The sequence below is a fragment of the Nocardia sp. NBC_00511 genome (assembly GCF_045161165.1).
GTDB lineage: Bacteria > Actinomycetota > Actinomycetes > Mycobacteriales > Mycobacteriaceae > Nocardia.
In genome coordinates this window covers 2,644,136-2,663,642 of record NZ_CP107849.1, presented here as the reverse complement: position 1 = coordinate 2,663,642, position 19,507 = coordinate 2,644,136, and the positions used below count along the sequence as shown (strand labels likewise).

Annotated in this window: 19 protein-coding genes; 8 read left to right on the top strand and 11 right to left on the bottom strand. The window is 68.0% G+C overall.

From position 1 onward, the window contains the following. Positions 1-38 precede the first annotated feature (38 nt). From OG300_RS12655 to OG300_RS12640, 4 genes are all read right to left on the bottom strand, one after another. Positions 39-1,274: a lipase family protein gene (locus OG300_RS12655; RefSeq protein WP_405495406.1), complete on the bottom strand. Its 1,236-nt coding sequence runs from the start codon at positions 1,272-1,274 to the stop codon at positions 39-41. 96 nt (positions 1,275-1,370) lie between these two features. Next, a complete protein-coding gene (locus tag OG300_RS12650; RefSeq protein ID WP_405495404.1) occupies positions 1,371-2,858 on the bottom strand; it encodes a hypothetical protein in 1,488 nt (495 codons plus the stop codon). A 66-nt stretch (positions 2,859-2,924) separates the two neighbouring features. After that, the gene (locus OG300_RS12645; protein WP_405495402.1) at positions 2,925-4,568 is read right to left on the bottom strand and encodes a sulfatase-like hydrolase/transferase; all 1,644 of its coding nucleotides are present in this window, start codon (positions 4,566-4,568) and stop codon (positions 2,925-2,927) included. Next, the gene (locus OG300_RS12640) at positions 4,565-5,506 is read right to left on the bottom strand and encodes a haloalkane dehalogenase (protein WP_405495400.1); all 942 of its coding nucleotides are present in this window, start codon (positions 5,504-5,506) and stop codon (positions 4,565-4,567) included. Before OG300_RS12640 ends, OG300_RS12645 begins: the two co-directional genes overlap by 4 nt. Positions 5,507-5,573: 67 nt before the next feature. Between OG300_RS12640 and OG300_RS12635 the strand changes: the two genes are divergently transcribed. The 3 genes from OG300_RS12635 to OG300_RS12625 all read left to right on the top strand — a co-directional run bounded on the left by OG300_RS12635 (position 5,574) and on the right by OG300_RS12625 (position 8,215). Beyond that, on the top strand, positions 5,574-6,128 hold the full coding sequence (locus OG300_RS12635; RefSeq protein WP_405495398.1) for a TetR/AcrR family transcriptional regulator: 555 nt from the start codon (positions 5,574-5,576) through the stop codon (positions 6,126-6,128). A 34-nt stretch (positions 6,129-6,162) separates the two neighbouring features. Further along, positions 6,163-6,519, top strand: coding sequence for a DUF1330 domain-containing protein (locus tag OG300_RS12630; RefSeq protein WP_405495396.1), 357 nt, complete (start codon positions 6,163-6,165; stop codon positions 6,517-6,519). A gap of 112 nt (positions 6,520-6,631) precedes the next feature. Next, positions 6,632-8,215 (top strand): hypothetical protein, encoded by a 1,584-nt coding sequence (locus OG300_RS12625; RefSeq protein ID WP_405495394.1) that lies wholly within the window; start codon positions 6,632-6,634, stop codon positions 8,213-8,215. Positions 8,216-8,299: 84 nt separating this feature from the next. On the opposite strand, the gene OG300_RS12620 is transcribed toward OG300_RS12625, so the two are convergent. The 4 genes from OG300_RS12620 to OG300_RS12605 form a co-directional block, all read right to left on the bottom strand. Continuing rightward, positions 8,300-9,139 (bottom strand): NmrA family NAD(P)-binding protein, encoded by an 840-nt coding sequence (locus OG300_RS12620; protein ID WP_405495392.1) that lies wholly within the window; start codon positions 9,137-9,139, stop codon positions 8,300-8,302. A gap of 117 nt (positions 9,140-9,256) precedes the next feature. Then, the gene (locus tag OG300_RS12615) at positions 9,257-10,186 is read right to left on the bottom strand and encodes a LysR family transcriptional regulator (RefSeq protein WP_405498536.1); all 930 of its coding nucleotides are present in this window, start codon (positions 10,184-10,186) and stop codon (positions 9,257-9,259) included. Between the two features lie 39 nt (positions 10,187-10,225). Further along, on the bottom strand, positions 10,226-10,849 hold the full coding sequence (locus OG300_RS12610; RefSeq protein ID WP_405495390.1) for a TetR/AcrR family transcriptional regulator: 624 nt from the start codon (positions 10,847-10,849) through the stop codon (positions 10,226-10,228). Between the two features lie 19 nt (positions 10,850-10,868). Next, a complete protein-coding gene (locus OG300_RS12605) occupies positions 10,869-11,762 on the bottom strand; it encodes a helix-turn-helix domain-containing protein (RefSeq protein ID WP_405495388.1) in 894 nt (297 codons plus the stop codon). 99 nt (positions 11,763-11,861) lie between these two features. Between OG300_RS12605 and OG300_RS12600 the strand changes: the two genes are divergently transcribed. The 3 genes from OG300_RS12600 to OG300_RS12590 are packed head-to-tail and all read left to right on the top strand — an operon-like array spanning position 11,862 to position 14,000. Further along, entirely contained in the window at positions 11,862-12,668 is an 807-nt protein-coding gene (locus OG300_RS12600) for an MBL fold metallo-hydrolase (protein WP_405495386.1), read from the top strand. Continuing rightward, on the top strand, positions 12,659-13,087 hold the full coding sequence (locus OG300_RS12595; RefSeq protein WP_405495384.1) for a nuclear transport factor 2 family protein: 429 nt from the start codon (positions 12,659-12,661) through the stop codon (positions 13,085-13,087). Before OG300_RS12600 ends, OG300_RS12595 begins: the two co-directional genes overlap by 10 nt. A 22-nt stretch (positions 13,088-13,109) precedes the next feature. Beyond that, positions 13,110-14,000 carry an SDR family oxidoreductase gene (locus OG300_RS12590; RefSeq protein ID WP_405495382.1) on the top strand — a complete coding sequence of 297 codons (891 nt, stop codon included), beginning with the start codon at positions 13,110-13,112 and terminating at the stop codon, positions 13,998-14,000. Between the two features lie 31 nt (positions 14,001-14,031). Here OG300_RS12590 and OG300_RS12585 read toward each other — a convergent pair whose 3' ends face one another. After that, positions 14,032-15,126 (bottom strand): alcohol dehydrogenase catalytic domain-containing protein, encoded by a 1,095-nt coding sequence (locus tag OG300_RS12585; protein WP_405495380.1) that lies wholly within the window; start codon positions 15,124-15,126, stop codon positions 14,032-14,034. 87 nt (positions 15,127-15,213) lie between these two features. Here OG300_RS12585 and OG300_RS12580 point away from each other — a divergent pair, with 87 nt between their 5' ends. Continuing rightward, the gene (locus OG300_RS12580; protein ID WP_405495378.1) at positions 15,214-16,107 is read left to right on the top strand and encodes a LysR family transcriptional regulator; all 894 of its coding nucleotides are present in this window, start codon (positions 15,214-15,216) and stop codon (positions 16,105-16,107) included. A gap of 13 nt (positions 16,108-16,120) precedes the next feature. Here OG300_RS12580 and OG300_RS12575 read toward each other — a convergent pair whose 3' ends face one another. Continuing rightward, entirely contained in the window at positions 16,121-17,059 is a 939-nt protein-coding gene (locus OG300_RS12575; protein WP_405495376.1) for an amidohydrolase family protein, read from the bottom strand. 178 nt (positions 17,060-17,237) lie between these two features. Here OG300_RS12575 and OG300_RS12570 point away from each other — a divergent pair, with 178 nt between their 5' ends. Next, entirely contained in the window at positions 17,238-18,251 is a 1,014-nt protein-coding gene (locus tag OG300_RS12570) for a helix-turn-helix domain-containing protein (RefSeq protein ID WP_405495374.1), read from the top strand. 43 nt (positions 18,252-18,294) lie between these two features. Here OG300_RS12570 and OG300_RS12565 read toward each other — a convergent pair whose 3' ends face one another. Then, positions 18,295-19,449: an alpha/beta fold hydrolase gene (locus OG300_RS12565; RefSeq protein ID WP_405495372.1), complete on the bottom strand. Its 1,155-nt coding sequence runs from the start codon at positions 19,447-19,449 to the stop codon at positions 18,295-18,297. Positions 19,450-19,507: the final 58 nt, after the last annotated feature.

The following is a 19,507-nucleotide window of genomic DNA, read 5'->3' as shown; positions in this document are numbered from 1 at the left end:
CCGCAGAGGCTTTCGTCGGAATGGTGCGCTGAGGTGGTTCAGTGCCCCGGCGTGGTGCAGCCCGGCGGCACCAGCTTCCCGGCCAGCAGATCCTCGATCCAGAACCCGGTCAATGGAATCGAGAGCGCCCCGGCGATGAAATGCTCGCCCGGCATCGGCTGCAGCCGCACCCGCGCGCCCTTCGCGCACCACTCGTTGTAGAGATTGCGCGCCCCGGAGTACGGAATCCAGATCTCGTTGACCCCGTGGAACAGGAACACCGGCGCGTTCGGAGCCACCCCGCCCGGCCGATTCTCAGCCAGAATCCGTTGCACCATCGGCAGATTCATCGGATCCGGCACATTGGTGAGCTGAGCGATCCGCACCGGCGCGACCACCCCCAGCGCGCCTTCCTGCCCGATGCAGATATCGCGGAACACCCGCGCGAGCCGCCAGCCGTTCTCATTGAGCAGCCCCAGCAGCTCCGGATACTCCCGCGCCAATCCGAGCGTGGCGGCCAGCAGCACGCCCGAGGCGAAGTTCACGCCGTTCATGGAAGCCAGCAGCAGTTGATAATCCACGGGCCCGCCGCCGATCATCGACCCGGCCAACCGGATCTCCGGCGCGTACGTCCCGGCCAGCTGCGCCGCCCAACTGGTCGCGATCGCACCACCGGAGTACCCGGTGAGCACCACCGGAGTCGCCGGCCCGAGTCCCGGCATGGGCGCGCTGATCGCCGCCCGGATCGAGTCGAGCACCGCGTGCCCGCCCATCAGACCGGCCGCGTACGCCTGCTTCGGTCCCTGATGGTCCGGCACGATCACCGCCCACCCGCGGGCCAGCAGCAACTGGATCGACAGGAAGTCCGCGGACACCCCGCTGGTGAGCTCCTTGGACGGCGCGCACCCGTTGCCGAGCGAGGAGATCGGAATATTGAACGAGATCAGCGGCCGCGATCCCGCCCCTTTCCAGGGCGCGTGCGGGATCAGCAGCGTGGTCACCACGGCCGCCGGGAAGTCATGGGAGTCGCTGGAGCGCACCAGCAGTTGCAGCACCCGCGCGGTGGGAAACAGCCCACCGGCGGAGCGCGCGGACAGCACCGCGCCGAGCGGCTTCTGCTCGAATCCCGGTGGCGGCGTGTAGAACTTGTCGCTCGGCGGCGTCGGCAGGATGCTCATCGGATCGTGCATCGCCGACGCCTGATCCGCGGGCGGGTCGGCATACGCGGTCACCGGTAGCAGCGCTGTCGCCAGCGCCGCGAAAAGCCATACCCGAAGCGTCCGGATACCTGCCACGGTCGGTCATGCTGTCACCCCGAAGGGCGTCCGTTTCGGATTTCGCCCGGCGCGGCGAGCCCCGGACCTGCTGCGATCGCCTCCCGGTGTGACGCCTCAGCCGTCGTGCACCGCGATCAGGCCCGGAATCACCCCGACATACGCCGTTCCGTTCGGACCGATCGCGATGCCCGAATAGTTGTTGTTGAACCCCGGCCCGGTCCCGACCAACTGCTTGAACACCGTCGCCCCGGTGCGGAAGTCCAGTGCCGTGAAATACCAGGGATCGCTGACCTCGTCACCCTTGGTGTACGTGTAGACCAGCCCGGTCGCCAGCGACAGCTTGGGCACCACGGTCGGCGCGGCCTCGGTGCTGTTGGCCCACACCTGATGGCAGCCGTTGCCGTCGGCATCGATGTCGATGCGCGCGAACCCGGGCGTGGTGGTCTTGCCCAGCAACGTCGCCTCCGGCCCGGTGTAGCCGTAGTTGTTCTCCACGATCAACGCGTTCCCGGCACTGATCAATGAGTTCTCGGTGTCGCTGGCTCCGGCGCCGAACACCGGCACCGCGCACACCTGCCGCTGGGCGGCGTGCGGATCGGTGCGGTAGACAACGACATTCATCGGATCCGCGTTGTCGGTGATGGCCACATAGCCACCCGACAGGATGGTCGGTGTGGTGCCGGTGCCGTCGTCGACCTGACCGGGCTTGTGCTGGCCGCTGTTGGCGTAGGTGGTGCGCCAGGTGACGGTCGGCGCACCATCGGTCCCGGCATCGAAGCGCAGCAGCTCCCGATTGGTGGCGATGTACACGTCGCCGTCGTTGCCGACCGCGAAGGAGTTCTCGATCTCCCCGTCCGCGCCATTGCCGAGCCGGATCACGTGCGCCACACCGGTATTCAGATCCAGCGTGCCGACCACGCCGTCGGTGCGGGCGACGAACCACAGCAGCCCGTTGCTGTCGGGCAGCGCCGAGTTGAACGTCTCCCCCGCCCGCAACTGCCCGCTCAGGTCGTAATCGTGGACGAGGGTGAACCCGTCCGCGCCCGGATTCTCGGCGAACACCCGGATGTGCCCGTCGCGCGAGGCGACCACCGCACGATCCTGATTGTCGAGATAGAAGTACGCCCCGCCGGTGAAGTTGCCGAACGCGCCGGGCTTCAGGAACGCTCCCGGATCACCGGGCAATGCGGTGCGGCCCAGCACATTCAGGCTCACCGGATCGAGCAGATACAGCGCCGGAGCCGGCCCGATGCAGGTGGTGACCAGCCGCCCGGCCCGATCGAAGGTGATCGACCCACACTCGCCGCCGATCACCGCCGACACCACCTGCGGTGAATGCCCGAGCGGTCCCGGCCGGGTGTTGGTATTGCTCATCCACCCGTCGTCGTGGATCCCGGAGCTGCCGTTGGAGGCCAGATACGGATGCTGCGGCACCGGCGGCACATCGGTGATCGGTTGCGCGACAGCCGGATTGCCGAGGAACCCGGGCGGCGTCGCGGGCACGGCCGGAATCGGGACGGCGGCAGCGGTACCGGCCACAGCGGCGAACAGCCCGGCGCTCGCGCCTGCGACCAGGCCGCTGCGGGAACGTTGCCCACTCACGTAGTACTCCTGAAGGTCTCTGAGGTCATGACGGGGTGAACCCGCCGGAAAATCTCTGTTCGCACGCTATTTCGCGCCGATACCGTCGCGCAGGAAGTCGGAGAGCTGCTCACCGAACGGTTTCGAGGTCTGCGTGTTGTAGTCGTTCCAGCCGTCCTGCTGCGCCTGGGCCAGGTAGGAGGGTAGCGGTTCGTGCAGTTCGGCGACCGCCTCGTCGTGCAGGCGGCTCATGGAGTCGCGCAGCGCGCCACCGACCGCGGCGCTGTTGTCGAGCTCGAGCCGGCCGCCGTCGGTCGAATAGTCGTAGAGCTCGTACTCTTCCGCGTGCGCCGGATCGATGTCCGAGGAGCCCTGCACCCACTGCGAGTAGCGCACGAACTTCGCATCGGCGGTCCGCACCGCGATCACGTGACCGGGCGCGTCGTCGTTGAACCGGACCGCGGCCTCCTCGATGGAATGCTCGTCGGTGGTGTGCAGCACCCACGGCCGGCCCGCGGCACCGGGATCGGCTGCGACAGCGGCGATATCGTGTCGCCGCGCCAGATGCGCGTACCGGTCGTCACTACGCCAGCCATTGCCGCCGGTGCCGATGGTCAGCAGCAGCGGGGCCAGATCGATGCTCGAGGTCAGCTGATCGCGGGTGCCCGGGGCCGGGGTGAGACGGCCACGCGGATCGTGCACGAACAGCGGCACCCGGATGGCCTCGTCGTAGGCGCCGCCACCCTTGCCGTGCAGTCCGTGCGATCCGGCGTAGTCGCCGTGATCGGAGGTGAACACCACCACCGTGTTGTCGGCGACCTCGGGCCGGGTCGCCAATTCGGTGAGCACCCGCCCGATCTGGGTGTCGACCTGCTGCTGGAACCACAGGTACAGATTGCGCATGTCGATCCACTCCTGATCGGCGCCCGGCGTCCCGTACGGGGCCAGCCCGAACGTCGCCGCCGACACCTCGACCAGGGCCTTCTGTAGTCGCGGTTTGCGCGACAGCTGATCGAGGGTCTCGAAATTGCCGGGCAGATCGTTGATCCAGCGCGGAATGTTGTTGAACGCCAACGTCCGTCGCGTCCAGCGCGGCCACCACTGGATGTCGTGCGGGTTCACCAGCGACACCGTCGTGCACCAGGGGCCCTGCGCGGCATCGGTATTGAACCAGTCGACGAACTGATCGACGATCCGCCCGTCCATCTGCAAGCCCTGCTCGGGCGCGCCGTTCGGCGACGGGTAGGTGCCGCCGTCGAAGCCGTAGCGGTCCAGGCCACCCGGAGTGGTGTCGGCGAAGTGCCCCAGATGCCATTTGCCGTACCAGCTGGTGCGATACCCCTGCTCACGCAGCATCGACCCCCACGTCGGGAAGCCCACCGCCAGCTCCGACTGCGAGGTCGCCAGGCACCCGGTCTGATGCGAATACAGCCCGGTCACCAGCGCACCACGCGAGGGCGTGCAGTCGTTGGCCGCGGTGTAGTGCTGCTGGAACGACACCGACTTGTTCCGCAGCGCCGCGATATTCGGCAGGATGGTGTCCAGCACCGACTGCTCGGGAAACCACATCGGGCTGCGCATCTCGTCGACCAGGACGACGAGGATATTGGGTTTGCCCGGATGGTTGTCCATGCGCTGCTGCGCGTGCGCGACCGGACCGGTGGCGGCGACCGCGGCGGCGGTGGCCGTGGCGGCCGCACCGGTGCCGAAGAACCCTCTCCTGCTGATCATTTCGCGGATCCTCCAGTGCTGTCGGGGGTGGCGGCGATGAAGTCGAGCACCACGGTGGCGAGCTGCGGGCCGCGGTCCTCCTGCAGGAAGTGACCGCCGCCGACGATGGTGGTATGCGCCTGTCCGGCCGCGCCGGGCACCTTGTCCTGGAAGACGCGGTAGCCGCCCGCGGTGATCTTGTCCTCGTCGGAGAAGGCGGTCACCACCGGTATCCGCAAGCGCGACAGGCGTTCCCACGCCTGCCGGTTGGCTGGGGCCGCCGGATCGTCCGGGCTCGTCGGGACCAGGGTCGGGAAGATGCGTGCCCCCGCCTTGTAGCTCTCGTCCGGGAACGGGGCGTCGTATCCGGCGATCACCTCCGGCGGCAGCGGGGTGCGGCAGCCGCCCGCGACGATCGCGCCGACCGGGAACTGCGGAGCCGTCTGCGAGAACTTCTGCCAGGCGGCGAAGGCGTCGGTCAGGGCGGTGTCGCCGGTCGGCAGGCCGGTATTGGCGACCACGATGCGGGCGAAACGCTCCTCGTGCTCGGCGAGCAACCGCAACCCGATCAACCCGCCCCAGTCCTGGCACACCAGGGTGATCGCCGAGAGGTCCAGGTGGTCGAAGAGCGCCTCGCGCATCCATTCGACGTGGCGGGCGTAGGTGTAGTCGGCGGTCTCGGTGGGCTTGTCGCTGCGCCCGAAGCCGATCAGATCCGGTGCGACACAGCGCTTTCCGGCGGCCACCAGGATCGGGATCAGGCTGCGGTACAGGAAGCTCCAGGACGGTTCGCCGTGCAGCAGCAGCACGACCTCCCCGTCGCGGGGCCCCTCGTCGAGGTAGTGGACCCGCAGCCGGGTGCCGTCGCCGTCCCCGGCCGCGACCTCCACGTAGTTCGGCTGGAACGGGAAGTCGGGGAGGTCGGCGAACCGCTCGTCCGGTGTCCGCAATGCGTGCATGGGCCGACCCTAAATGTTTTTGCACGGCGCGTGCAACTTTTATCTCGCGTTGTTAGGGTGGTCCACGATGGACGGACGCACCGCACGGGCGGCAAGAAACCGTCAGGCGGTCCTCGAAGCCGCGCTGGCGCTGATCGAAGAGGGCACCCTGCAACCCACCGCGCAGGCGGTCGCCGAACGGGCCGGGGTCGCGACCCGATCGGTGTATCACCACTTCAGCGATCTGGAATCGCTGTATCTGGATGCGGCGCAAACCCAGATCGCCCGGCACTGGGTACTGCTGCTGCAACCGGTGAGCGGCGACCTGCCCGCCCGTCTCGACGCCGTCATCACGCTGCGCGCCGAACTCTTCGAACGCGTCGCCGGGATTCGCCGCGCCGCCCTGCTGCGCGAACACGAATCCGTCGTCCTCTCGGAACGATTGGGTGAAAGCCGTGCCGCCCTGCGCGCTCACCTCCGCCAACACCTCCCCGAACTCGAAACGCTGTCCCCACCCGTGCGCGAAGCCGCCTACTCCCTGACCTCCTGGGAGAACTGGGATGTCCTGCGCCGCCACCAGAACCTCTCCGTCCCCGCGGCCCATGCCGCCGTGGTCGCGGTCCTCACCGCCCTACTGCACTGATCTCCCGCATTCCCCCGAAGAATCGAGCCACCCCATGGCCACCGTCCCCAACCTCGAGCAGTTCGCCCACTTCGCCGCCGCCACCGACGACTCCCCCGTGGTCATGCTCAACCTGATCAAGTTCTCCGACCGCACCGAATACGCCGCCTACGGCGCGGCAGTGCTCACCCTGGTCGCCCACCAGGGCGGTCGCCTGCTCTGGCACGGCGAACCCCGCCAAACCCTCATCGGCGAAGCCGACTGGGACTACGTCGCCCTGGTCGAATACCCCGACCGAAAAGCTTTCCTCAATATGGTCACCACCCCCGAATACCAACGCATCCACCAGCATCGGGAAGCGGGCATTGCCCACACCGTCCTGCTGGCGTGCGACGCCCTGGCCGTGGCCTGACCCGCGTATCCGAATTCTTCTGACGGCGCGGGATTCCCGATTCCGGAGCTGCGGCGGGCTACAGTACGCGCCGTATCCGACGGAGCTTCATCGGCAGAGGAAAGTGGTTGTCATGAACGGGCGTTCAGCGTTCGGTGCGCGCATGGTATTCGTCCTGGGCTGCGTGCTGGCCGGTGCGGGGACAACGATTCCCGCGGCGATCGCGGAACCCGATGCGCAATCACGCCCGCTGGGCTGTGTTCCCGAGATCGGGACGCTGCAGCTGATTCCGCCGCTGCCCGGACTGTTCCTGCCGCTGCCGAGTATCAAAGGGCCGTCGGAGTTCGATGATCTCCCGGCTGCGCCCGCCGGACTGGAATTTCCGCCGAGCATCGAATTGCGGGACATCACACAGGGATTCAATGATGTCGTCGAGGTGGTGCTGCGGGACGGTGCGCTGTACGCGCGGCCACGGAATTCCGGTGGGCCGTGGCGGGCGGTGGCGGCACCCGACTGTTTGAACGGGCAGATCGTGGCAATGTCGTTGAACAACAACATGCTGGTCGCGGCGGATGCGAACGGGTGGATCTACTCGCTCGACAATCTGCTGTCGGGGCCGATGCTGTGGAACTGGACCTACTCCTACGGGGCACCCATCTGGTTGTGGCCGGGTGATCGGGTCGCGGCGGCGGACCGGAATGCGCAGACCTGGGCGATCAGCCATCGCATGTCGACGAGTTTCGATGACGCGCAAGGGTATCGGCATCCGACCACGGCGGGGCTGGTCGAATTGGTCAGCCTCACCGGCGACGGGTCGCGCATCGTGTATCAGGATCCGTGGTTGCCGCCGGATCGCAGTTATGAGATCGGGGGCCCGTTGAACGGGCGGTTCATTTCCGAATCGCTGTCGGTGTCGGGGTCGGTCACCTTCGTCATGAACCGCTACGGCGACATGTTCACTCGCAAATACGATCTGGATATGGCCGGGTCGAACCACATTCCGGGCCGCTACACCTGGCAGGAACAGGGACCGAAACCCTCCGCGCCCAACCAATTGGTGGAACGCGTCGACCCGCAGTACGCCGCCATTTCGCTGCCCGCCCAGGATTGGATCGCGCAGCCGAAGATTCCTGGCGACATCACCGGCCGCCTTTCCATCCACGACAGCGGCCCGGCCGTCGAGAACCGCGAACTCCGCGTCGAAGGCCGCCACAACGGTGCCACCGGATACTGGTTCAAGGATCTCGCGGCACCCGACTGGCAGTTCACGGTGACGAATCAGCCACTACAGCAGCCTGTTCTGGCCGCGAACCCGAATATCGATCAGTCCTCGCTCACCCTGGCCCCGGAAAGCGAACTGTCCTTCCGTGGCGCACTCCCGGCCGGCTGGACCCTCACCATCGACCATTTCGATTGGGCCCAAACCAAACACGCCGTCACCCTCACCTCCCCCACCGGCCGCGACTACCCCATCGCCCTCTACACCACCGACGAACTGCGCCTGCTCCCGCGCGGCGCCGGCCTCGACCAGAATCCGCGCGGCCTCGAAGGCGCACTCGACCTGCGCCCCGCCGACCCCCGCAACCCGGACAACGCCGAACTCGGCGGGTTCATCGACACCACGTTGAACGGCCAGCAGATCTACGAGGTGACGGTCGACGCCACCGACGCCCGGCTGGCCATCAACCCGCTCGGCAGCGTCCTCGGGAGGGTATAGCGCGACCGGATGCTCGTGTCACGTGTTGAAACCCTTGCGTGACATGAGCATCCGGGCCTGGCAGGTGGATGCGCAGGGGCACGATCAGTTCTGCGCGGTGAGGGCGTCCTTGTTGGCGTGCACCCAGCTCGTGTAGTCGCCCGGCGTGCGGCCGGTGATGTCGAAAACTGTTGGCAGCACTGCGGATTCGTCGAGACCGCCGTGGGCGTAGAAGTTCATGAACGCGTCGGCGTAGGAGGCGGGCATCTGGGTGAGCATCTCGGCGTAACTCTCGTCGTCGCTCAACGCGACCACGTGCAGCGGTCGCGCCAGTTCGGCGGCGAGGATCTCGACCTGCTCGCCGGCGCTCAACGGCTGCGGCCCGCTCAACGTGTACACCCGCCCGGAGTGCTCGGCACCGACCAGTGCCGCCGCCGCGACCGCCCCGATATCCGCCGGATCGATGACCGCCGTACGGATCCCGGCGAACTGCAACCGCAGCTCGTCGCCCGCCCGCAACTGCGGCAGCCACCGGAACGTGTTGGACATGAACGACGCCGGACGCAGGATGGTCGCAGGCAGTCCCGACGCCGCCACCAGGTCCTCGGCGCCCGCCATCATCGCGGTCACCGCATTGCTGGTATCCCGCGAACCCGCCGACCCGCCCGAAAGCTGCACCACCCGTGCGACTCCCGCCCGCGCGGCCGCAGCCAGCAGTTCGGCGTTGCCGCGATAGCCGGGCAGCAGGAACACGCCCTCCACTCCGTCGAGCAGCGGCACCAAGGTCTCGGGGGCGTCGAGATCACCCGCGACGAGCTCGGTCCCCGCCGCCAGATGTGCCGTACCCGGATCACGCACCACGGCACGCACCGGGTGTCCCCCGGCGCGCAGGGCGCTCACGACCTCGGACCCGACATTGCCGGTCGCGCCGGTAACCAAGTACATCGTCATCTCCTCATCGGTCGAAATCCCGCCCCCAGAAGCTTCCGACGTCACGGCGAACCTTTCAAGCCCGGATCGAGCCCGCATCGTGCGGTCGCGTCGCACGATGCCCCGGCCCGGCTACGACATGCGGCCGCCGAGATCGCGGCCCGCTGATGCCAGCTGTCGTGCGAATTTCGTGGTGGCGCTGACGGTTTCGCTGTGGGGCCACACGGTGCGCAGGGTGAACGGCGGCAGCCCGGTCACCGGGACCAGGGTCGCGCGGCCGCGAATCGATTCCCACGCGGGCGAATTCGGCAGGCATCGGAAGGTCAGATGAGCTGCCGACCGTTCCAAGGCCGTCTCGTAGACCCGATCCAGGTGCCGGGTGGTGACCGTGGTGCGGGTGATCGGCAGCCCGGCCGGGGTGCGTTCGGGTACCCATTCGGTCCGGATCGTGGTCGCCAGCTCCGGATTCACCAGCAGGTGATCGGCGAGCTCCTCGACATCCACGCTGGTGCGCCCGGCCAGCGGATGCGCCAGCGACACCAGCAGCGCGGCCTCCGAACGGCAGATCTGCGGCCCGGTCCGCAGGTATCGGTTACCGATCGCACTGTGCTGCGGTGGCAGCCACAGGACCGCGATATCCAGATCGTGGTCGGACTGCTCGTCCCACAGATACAGGTCGTCGATTCCGTGGCGCAGCCACACCACCGGCCGCCCCGAACCCAGCTGAGGGCAGCGCTGCGCCAACAGGTTCCGAATGTGCTCCGGCAGGCTCGCCGGATATCCGGCCCGCGCCGGACGGTTGGCGACGCCGACCGACCGCCGCGCCTCCAGCAATCCGGCCGACAGGCTGCGCAGCGCGGGCCGCCACTCGGCCAGCAACTGCTCACCGACGGTCGTCAACCGCACGGTGCGGCTGGTGCGCTGAAACAGCACCCCGCCGACTCGGCGTTCCAGTGCCCGCACCGCCTGACTCACATTGGACGGTGACCGATGCAGTCGATCGGCCGCACGCCCGAAATGAAGTTCCTCGGCGACGGCGATGAAGGCCTCGATCTCACGCATTTCCAGCACAGCTTCGAATCTCCCTGTCGTCGCGCTCAACTAGCAGCGCGTCGCATCCACGAGCACGGCCCGCCCGAACAGTCGCACCAACTGTTCGGCGTATCCGCCGAGCTCACTCTCCATTCCGGTCGCGTACCGGATGCCCGCCGCGTCGATCGCGGCCCGAATCGTCACCGCCATCACGTGGGTGTCGAAATCCCCGAACTCCCCCGCCTGCTGCCCACCGAGCAGCAGTGCGTGCATCCCCGCCACCGCGCCCGCCGAGGACACCGCGTCGACCAGCGACACTCCCCCCGCGGTACGCGCGAAATTCCGGATCTCCGTCAACGCCCGCAACTGCTGCGGGTGTTGGCACAGGAACTCCAGATTCGACGTGATGTACGTCGACACCCGCCCCCAATATTCACCCTCCGCCGCGATCCGCGGCGTCATGAATTGCACTGCGGTCTCGACGATCTGCTCGACCACAGCGGCCATCAGATCGTCCTTGCCGTCGAAGTGATACGAGATCAGCCGCGTGCTGCTGATCTCCGCGGTATCCGCGATCTTCGCGAACGACGTTCCGGCGTACCCGAATTCTGCGAGCGCGCAGATGGACGCCTGCACGATCTGCGCCCGTCGCGCCGACGCCGCAGGACTGACCCGCTCACTTCTTACCGGCACAGGCAGAAAAGTTACTCAATCAGGTAAGGGGAGGCAACTCCTGGTCGCCGCGGAATCCGAGCGGGGTGATGCCGACGCGCTGCCGAAAGTACTTGGAGAAATTGGACGCATCCTCGAAACCCAGGTCCGCGGCGATGCGGGCCACCGGGTCGGCGCCGTGTACCAGCAGCCGCTTGGCCTCGAGCACGATGCGCTCGTCGATGAGTTGCTTGGCGCTCAGGCCCGCGTTCTCCCGCGCCAGCCGATTCAGTGTCCTGGTCGAATAGCCCAGGCGCGTCGCGTAATCCGACACCTGATGCCAGCTGGTGAAGCGGGTCTCGAGTTCCTCGCGAAACCAGACGAAGGCCTCCCGCGTCGGTGCGCGATGACGGTCGGCGTCGGTGGGCGCGGCCAGCATGAGCAGCAGCAGCGCCCCGGCGAGCAGGCGGGCCCGCGCCGCGTCACCGATCTCGCTGCCGCCGCGACTGTTCGGCGTGTAGCCGGACCCGAACAGCGCGTCCAACGCGATCGCGGCGGGATGCCCGGCGAGGGCGGCGGCGGGCCAGTGCCCGGGGGTGAGGATATCGGCGGCCCGAATCCGTTCGCGGGCCTGGGAATCCACCACGGCCGGGGTGAAAAGCACCACCGGGCCCTCGATCTCGGCGATCGCACCCCACTGATGCACCTGCCCCGCCCGAATCCACAGCACGTCACCCGGCCCGAGCCCGTAGTCGGTGAAGTCGACCCGATGCCGGGCCCGGCCCGTCTCGACCCGGTAGAGCAGATCGAAATCCAGCCGCTGCGGGGTGCGGAATTCCGCGAGCCCGCCGCGCTCGCGGATACCGGCCAGTGAGTTGAGCTCGATCTCGCCGACCACGCCCACGGGTGGCGCGTAGCGCACGGGCCGGATGGCCGGATCGACGGTGTGTCCCATTTTCACCATGATATGTCCCGGGTGCACCGTGAAAAACCCAGTAGGCGACCATAGATTTCATGTCATAGCAGCAACCCATGACCAGACAGGGAGAACGCAATGACCGCACTCGACTACCGGATCTTCGACGCCGCCGATTCCTCGTTGAACAAGACCAGCGTGCTGGTGACCGGCCCCGCCGAAGCCCTCGTGGTGGACGCCGGATTCACCCGCGCCGACGGGCACCGCATCGTCGCCGAGGTCCTCGACTCCGGCAAACGCCTCACCACCGTGCTGGTCACCGCCGGTGATCCGGACTTCTACTTCGGCGCGGAGGTCATCGCCGACGCCTTCCCCGACGCCCGGTTCCTCGCCCCCGCTGACGTCATCGACCACATCGCGCACAGCTACGAGGGCAAGCTGCAGGCCTGGGCCCACCTCGGCGCGAACCTGCCCACCCGGCTGGTCGAGCTCACCGCCCTGACTTCGGACACGGTCACCGTGGACGGCGTAGCCCTGGAAATCCGCCGCGGCAGCGACACTCTCGGCGACCGCTCCTGGTATGTGTACGAACCCGTCGGCCGCGCCCTGCTCGGCGGGGTGCTGCTGTTCGAAGGCCTGCACGTGTGGACCGCCGACAGCGCCACCACCGGGCAGCGCTCCGCCTGGATCCAGGCACTCGACGACCTCGAGGCCCTGAACCCCGCATTCGTGGTCGCCGGGCATCGCCTCGCCGCCACCCCGACCGACCTCACCGCCATCCGCCACACCCGCGAATACCTGCGGTTCTTCGAGAAGACCGTGGCCGACGCCCCCGACGCCGCCACCGCCGAATCCACCCTGCTCGCCGCCTACCCCGACGCCGGGCTGCGCATCGCCGCCAACCTCGGCACCAAGGTCGCCAAGGGGGAAATGACATGGGGCTGAACCAATTCGACGACTCCCCGGCCGCGGTCGTGCGCCGCCAATACCTCGCCTCCGCCGCCGGCGACCTGGCCGCACTGCGCGAAACCCTCGCCCCCGACGTGGAATGGACCGAGATGGCGGGATTCCCGCTCGCCGGCACCTATCGCACACCCGAGGGCGTGACGACCGCCGTGATGGAACGCCTCGGCAAAGACTGGAAAGGCTGGATCGCACACGACGACACCTACGTCGTGGACGGTGAGAACGTCGTCGTGCTGGCCCGCTACACCGCCACCCACCGCGCGACCGGAAATCCGCTGAATGTGCGTGTGGCCCACCACTTCACGGTTCGCGGCGGCCTGATCGTCCGCTTCGAGCAATTCGTCGACACCGCCCTGGTTCGCGATGCTGCCACCGCCGGAGCGGAGATCCGTCCATAATCACGGACGTACCGCCACCGGCATGACCGACCCATCCGATCAGAAGCGAGGCACCATGAGCGCCGCCAACACCGTATTGATCACGGGAACCTCCTCGGGCATCGGACTGGAGGCCGCGGTCGCCGCGGCGCGGTCCGGCTGGCAGACGATAGCCACCATGCGCGACCCCGCCCGGGCCACCGCGCTGCTCGAAGCGGCCGATGCGGCAGGAGTGGCGGGACTGGTACGGGTGGAAGCGCTGGATGTGACCGATCCGGAGTCCGTGCAGCGCTGCGTGAAAACGGTGATCGCCGACTACGGCCGCCTGGACGCCGTGGTGAACAACGCCGGCGCCGGATTCGTCGGCCCGATCGAGCAGACCGGACTGGCGCCGGTGCGGAATGTCATGGAGGTCAACTACTTCGGTGTCGTCGCGGTGACGCATGCCGCGATGCCGCACCTGCGTGAAGCACACGGGCGGCTGATCACCGTGACGAGCGTCGGCGGCGTGATCGGCCAGCCCTTCAACGAGGCATACTGTGCGGCCAAGTTCGCCGTCGAGGGATTCATGGAATCGCTCGCCCCGGTCGCCGCCACCGTCGGAGTGAAGGTCACCGTGATCGAACCGGGCGCGGTGGCAAGCGAATTCATCGCCAGCCAGAACCTCGACATTCCCGCCCTGCTGGCCGCCGCCGGACCCTACGCACCGGCCATGCAGGCCTACATCAAACGCACACAGGGCGCCTTCAGCAACGCCCAGACCGCCGCCGACGCCGCGAAGTCCATCATTCAAGCCCTCACCGCCGAAGAACCTCCGTTCCGAATCCAAACCTCTTCCTGGGCAAGAGGATTCATCTCCACCAAGCTCGGCGACCTCGACGGCGCCGCCGTACAGATGGTCACCTCGAGCTGGGTCGCCGACGACGCCCACTGAGTTCCCTCGCTCCGTAGTGCTCGGTGCGGGGTCAGAGCGCTACGGGGGTCAGGACGGTGCGATCGAACGGGCCACCGTGTGCGGCGGCGTGGGCGATCGCGGCGTCGATCTCGTCGAGACCGAAGGTGGTCAGGTGTTCGGCCGCTAGGTCGAGGGCACCGGCTGCGATCAAGCGGATCATGCCGATGTTCGCCGTCCGGGGTTGCATCCACTGTCCGCGCACCGTGATCGAGTTGCGCATCAGCCACGGATACGGGAGTTCGAGGTCGCTGCCGCCCAGCATTCCGACGCCACCCATCAGCACGACCCGGCCGGATTCGCGCACGGTCATGGCGGCCGCGCGCACGGCGGTGGCGGGTGCCTGCGGCGGCAGGAGGTCTATCGCGATATCTACCGGGCCACCGGCTGTTTCGAGCATGGCAGCGCGGTCGTAGTCCGCGTCGCCGGTCAGTTCCACGGTCCGCACCCGCGGTCCGAAGCGGTCGGCGAGCAGTTTCAGCGCGGCGAGGTTGCGGCCCGGGGCGATGACCCGGCCCGCCCCCATCGCGAGCCCGACCGCGACCGCGCTGCTGCCGAAATTCCCGGTCGCCCCGCTCACGAGCAAGGCCTCACCGGCCGCGAGTTCACCGGCGAGCAGCCCGCCGTACGGTACGAGATGCACCCCGAGCGCGGCCCAGCGCGCCGGATCCACCCCGATATCCTCCGGCAGCCGGTACACGTTCTCGGCGGGAACCCGCATCAGTTCGGCGAACGGCCCGTCGTGCCAGTGTCGTGCCAGCCGCGCACCGCCTTCCCCGCGAGAAGACCAGCCCTGCAACGTGATATCCGGGGTGAGCGCCTCGTCACGGGAACGCACCAGCGGATCGCACCACACCAGGTCCCCGACGCGCACGGTCGTCGCATCGGATCCGATCCCGACCACCCGTCCGACACCGCCGACCCCGGGGACGACCGGCGGTTCGAGTGGGTATTGCCTTGCGCCGCTGAAGATCTCGGCCGTGTAGGGCAGCACGCAGGTGGCGAGCACCTCGACCACGACCCCACCTTCGCCCGCCACGGGATCGGCCACCTCCCGCACCGTGAGCGGGCTGCCGAACGCTGTTAAAACCGCTGCTCTCATGTCCATGACCTCCTCTGTGTTCCGCCTCGACGCTACGAGCGCGAACACCATGCGGGAAGCGAAGATCTCGCACACCTGGTATGCGTAATAGGCATGGACCTGTCGAGCACGAACCTGCGAGTCCTGCGCCAGGTGGCCGAATCCGGCAGCTTCACCGCCGCCGCGACCCACCTCGGCTACACCCAGTCGGCGGTCTCGCGCCAGGCGGCAGCACTCGAACGAGCCGCGGGCAGGGCCCTGTTCGAGCGGCGACCCGACGGCGTGCGCCTCACCCCGGCAGGCCTGGGCCTGTTGCGCCACGGCCGCGCGATCCTCGACGCCCTCGACGCCGCCGAACGTGACCTCACCGGCGCCACCCCGCAGACCTCGGTCGTGCGCCTCGGACTGTTCCTCAGCGCGGGCGCGGCCGTCCTGCCCACCGTCCTCACCCGCCTCGCCACCACGGACCCCCTGATCCAGGTCACCACCCGCGAGGGCTCCTCCCCCGGATTGGTGCGCGCCCTGCGCGCGGGCTCGATCGATCTCGCGGTGCTGGCGTCGCGCCCGCCCTTCCGACCACCCGGCGAAGACACCCCCCACCTGCACATCGACACCCTCGCCGACACCGAACTACTCCTCGCCGCCGCGACCACCGGCCAATTCGCCGGTCGCACTTCGATACACGTCGACGAACTGGCCGACGCCGCCTGGATCGGCACCCCGTCCACCGTCGCCGAACCTCTACTCGGCGTATGGCCCGGTCTCCCCGGCCGACCCCGCATCCTCCACAGCACCCGCGACTGGCTGACAAAACTCCACCTGGTCGCCTCGGGTTTCGGCATCACAACGGTCCCGGCCCGCCTGGCACCACTCCTCCCGCCCGGCATCACCCTGCTCAGAGTCGACGGCACCGCACCTGAACTCCGCCGAGTTCTGCTGGCGCGCTTGCCCGGCCGACCCACGGCGGGTATCCGAGCCGTCGCGCGTGCTGTCGCCGAAGCCATCTAGCCGAAGCGAGCGCTCAACGGCTGAGCACGGTGGCGGCATTGTGGTCGAGCACGCGGGCGGCGTCCTCGGTCGACAGCGCGTCCTGGATCGAGGTCACCGCGCGGCGCAGCAGATCGCCGCTCTGGTACGGAAAGTCGGTGCCGAGGACGAGACGGTCGGCGCCGAAGGACGCGGCGGCGGCGCGCAGCGCGGGCACGTGTCCGTGGCTGACGGTGTCGAACCACATGCGGCGCACGGCCAGGCTCGGCTTCTCCGGAGTATCGGGCGACTCCCACAGGTACTGGTTGTCGGCCCGCTGCAACAGCATCGGCAGTGCTCCACCCAGGTGTGAGAGCACAATTCGGATCCGGGGATAGCGCGCGGGGATACCCGCCAGGATCAGCTGCATGGCGGCGATGGTGTCCTCCATCGGCGCGCCCACCATCCATCGCATGTGATGCTCGGCGATCAGCGGGGTGCACGCGTCGTGGCCGGAGGGGTGGATGTAGAGCACGCTCGCGCGGCGGTCGAGTTCCTCGAACACCGGGGTGAAGAGCGGGTCGGCCAGGGATCGGCCGAGGATGTCGGTGGTCACCGCGACTCCGGCCATCCCGAGATCGTCCAGTCCGCGCGACATTTCGGCCAGTGCGGCATCGATGTGCGGCAAGGGCAGTGCGACGAAGGCCGAGAACCGGGAGGAGCGCTGCCGCACAATGTCGGCATAGAGGTCATTGGCGACGCGGGCGGCGTGCACGGCGTGATCGGCGTTCTCGAAATGCGGGCTCTGCGGGGTGACCGACAGCACCTGATGCTCGATACCGGCCGAATCATTGAGCGCGAAACGCGATTCCAGCTCCGCGGCCGTGTCGCCCGCACCCATCCCGCGCTGGGTGGCGGTATCGGTGCGCCCGTAGGAGTCGAGCAGGTCGAGGTAGTCTTCGCTCCACAGGTGAGCGTGGATGTCGATGCGCATGAGTGCTCCTTGGGTATGACGTGAATAGGCTGACCTGAACGTAAGAGCCGCAGCGAGACCGGGGTGGGACCCGACGCGCCGCGATGGGGACCGGGAACGCCGAATCATCCATGTGGAACGACCTTTCGGCCCCCCTGGAAAAGGGGGCGACCCACCCCATTGCGTACCCTCCGGTCTCATGTTCGAAGGGACCATCCCCGTCCGCACCGCCGCACTGGTGCACGCCGCCGCACGGAACGCCGGAGTTCCGCGCGCTCAACTCGCCGCGATCCCGGAACTGGATACCGGCCTCTTCCACGACGGGCTGCTCAGGATTCCCTCCCGATCCGTGTGGCAGGCATGGGAACTCCTCGACGCCGTCGGTGGGCCGCAGGCCGGACAATTCGTGTCCGCCATGGCAGCGCGGGGCACCCTCGGGGTCTGGGACTATCTCTTCTCGAGCGCACCCACCCTCGCCGCGAGCCTGCGGACCGTGGTGGAACTGTGGCCGGTCGTCGCCAACCCCAACCACGGGAACGCCGTCATCGAAGACGGACGGCTGCTGACCGTGCACGACACCGCCGCGCTGGCACCGGAGAATGTCATTCCGGCCCACGAGATGTTCTCGCTGTCGCTGGTACTGCGGCGCATGCGCGAGGCCACCGAGCAGCGACTCGACCCCGTGCGAGTCACCTTCACCCAGTCCCCGCCCCGCAGTCACCGACACCTCATCGACGAGTTCGGCACCGCGCGAATCGAATTCGACGCTCCCGCCTCGACGCTGGTCTTCATCGACGCCGACCGCCTGCCCACCTCCGGTGACCCACACGTCGCCCGGATCCACCGCCACTACGCGCAACTGCAGCTGGCATCGTTCCGGGTCCACTGTGACGGCAACGAGCTACGCCGAGCGATCCGCGAAATGCTCACCCGCGGCGAGTCCGATCTCCACGCTGTCGCTCGGCATCTTTCGATCAGCCCGCGCACACTTCAGCGCCGTCTGCAGGAGCAGGGGACCTCCTGGCGGGACGAACTCGATGCTGTCCGCTACGAATACGCGACCCACCTGCTGCGCGACACCGACCTCACCGTCGACTGCGTCGCCGCGCGCCTCGCGTACACCGACGCCCGCACCTTCCGACGTGCCTTCGCTCGATGGAAAGGAATGTCTCCCGGCGTCTTCCGTCGAACGCATCGCGACACTTGCCGCTGATCAGCCACGAGTCAGATGATCAGCCGACTGTTGATCGCGGTGTTCACCGCTCAGCGGGCAGGAATTTGTCGAGCGCGTCGGCCACGAGGCCGGGCTGCTCCAGGGTCTGCTGGTGCGGCGTGCCCGGCAGCACCTGGAACGTGGCGCCCGAGATGCGCTCGGCGATACCGGACATGATCTCCGGGGTGCAGGAGGCATCCTTCTCACCCGACAGCACCAGGACCGGCTTGCCGAAGTCGGTCAGCTTGCCCTGAACATCCATGTCCGCGAACGCATTCCAGGCCGCGACCCAGTCCTCGGGGGTGAAACGCAGAATGCGTTCGCGTGCGTACCGCACACCCCACGTGTTCGCCGCCAGCGCCGCCGGAGTGAACCACCGGGTCAGTGTGGGCTCCAATTGTGCCGGGATACCGTCGATCTCGGCCGACCGTGCCCGGAATCGGAACGCCTCGGTGAACGGATAGTCGGTAGTGCCCAGCAGCGCCAGCGAATCGACCCGCTCAGGATTGCGCACCGCCAGCTCCTGAGCCACACCGCCACCCATCGACAACCCCACCACGTGCGCGGTCTCGAGCCCCAGATTGTCCATCAACGCCACCACATCGTCGGCCATCGTCGACATGGTGAACGGCCGCGGTGAACCGGCCGCCGCGCCGTGTCCGCGCAGGTTGTAGGCGAACACCCGCCGTCCGACCGCCAGCCGCGCCATGACGGGTTCCCACATACGCCAGTCGATTCCGAACGACCCCGACAGCACCACCGCCGGACCGCTCTCCCCCGCCGACGCGACCAGCGTCTCATGGTCACTGGCCCGCACCCGCCGCACCAGCGGCGAGCGGGTACCGACCACCTGATCGATCACTTCGAGGGCGTGCAGCGCGCGAGGAAATCCCGCGTACGCGGAAACATGCTCGGCCAACGCCCGCAACTCCGAGGGATGCCAGCCATGCCCCAGGGCCGCACGAACATGCCCGGCCAACTTGTCATCCGCCCCACCGATGGCCGCGATCATCGCCACCGTCGCCAACTCCCGATCCGCGCGCGCCAATTCCGGTCGGGCGAGTGGACCGGCGAACACCGATTCGATCATCGTCTCGTACATTTCCGGCGATGCCGCCCGCACCGCGGCCAATCTCTCGCCCGGCTCCCCACCGATCAATTCCCGATACTCACGAACACCCAACTCGTGGCGGTCCATCCGAAGATTCCTTCCCGAAGAAGACAGTGGACCCGACGCTAGTTCTCGTACACCGCTC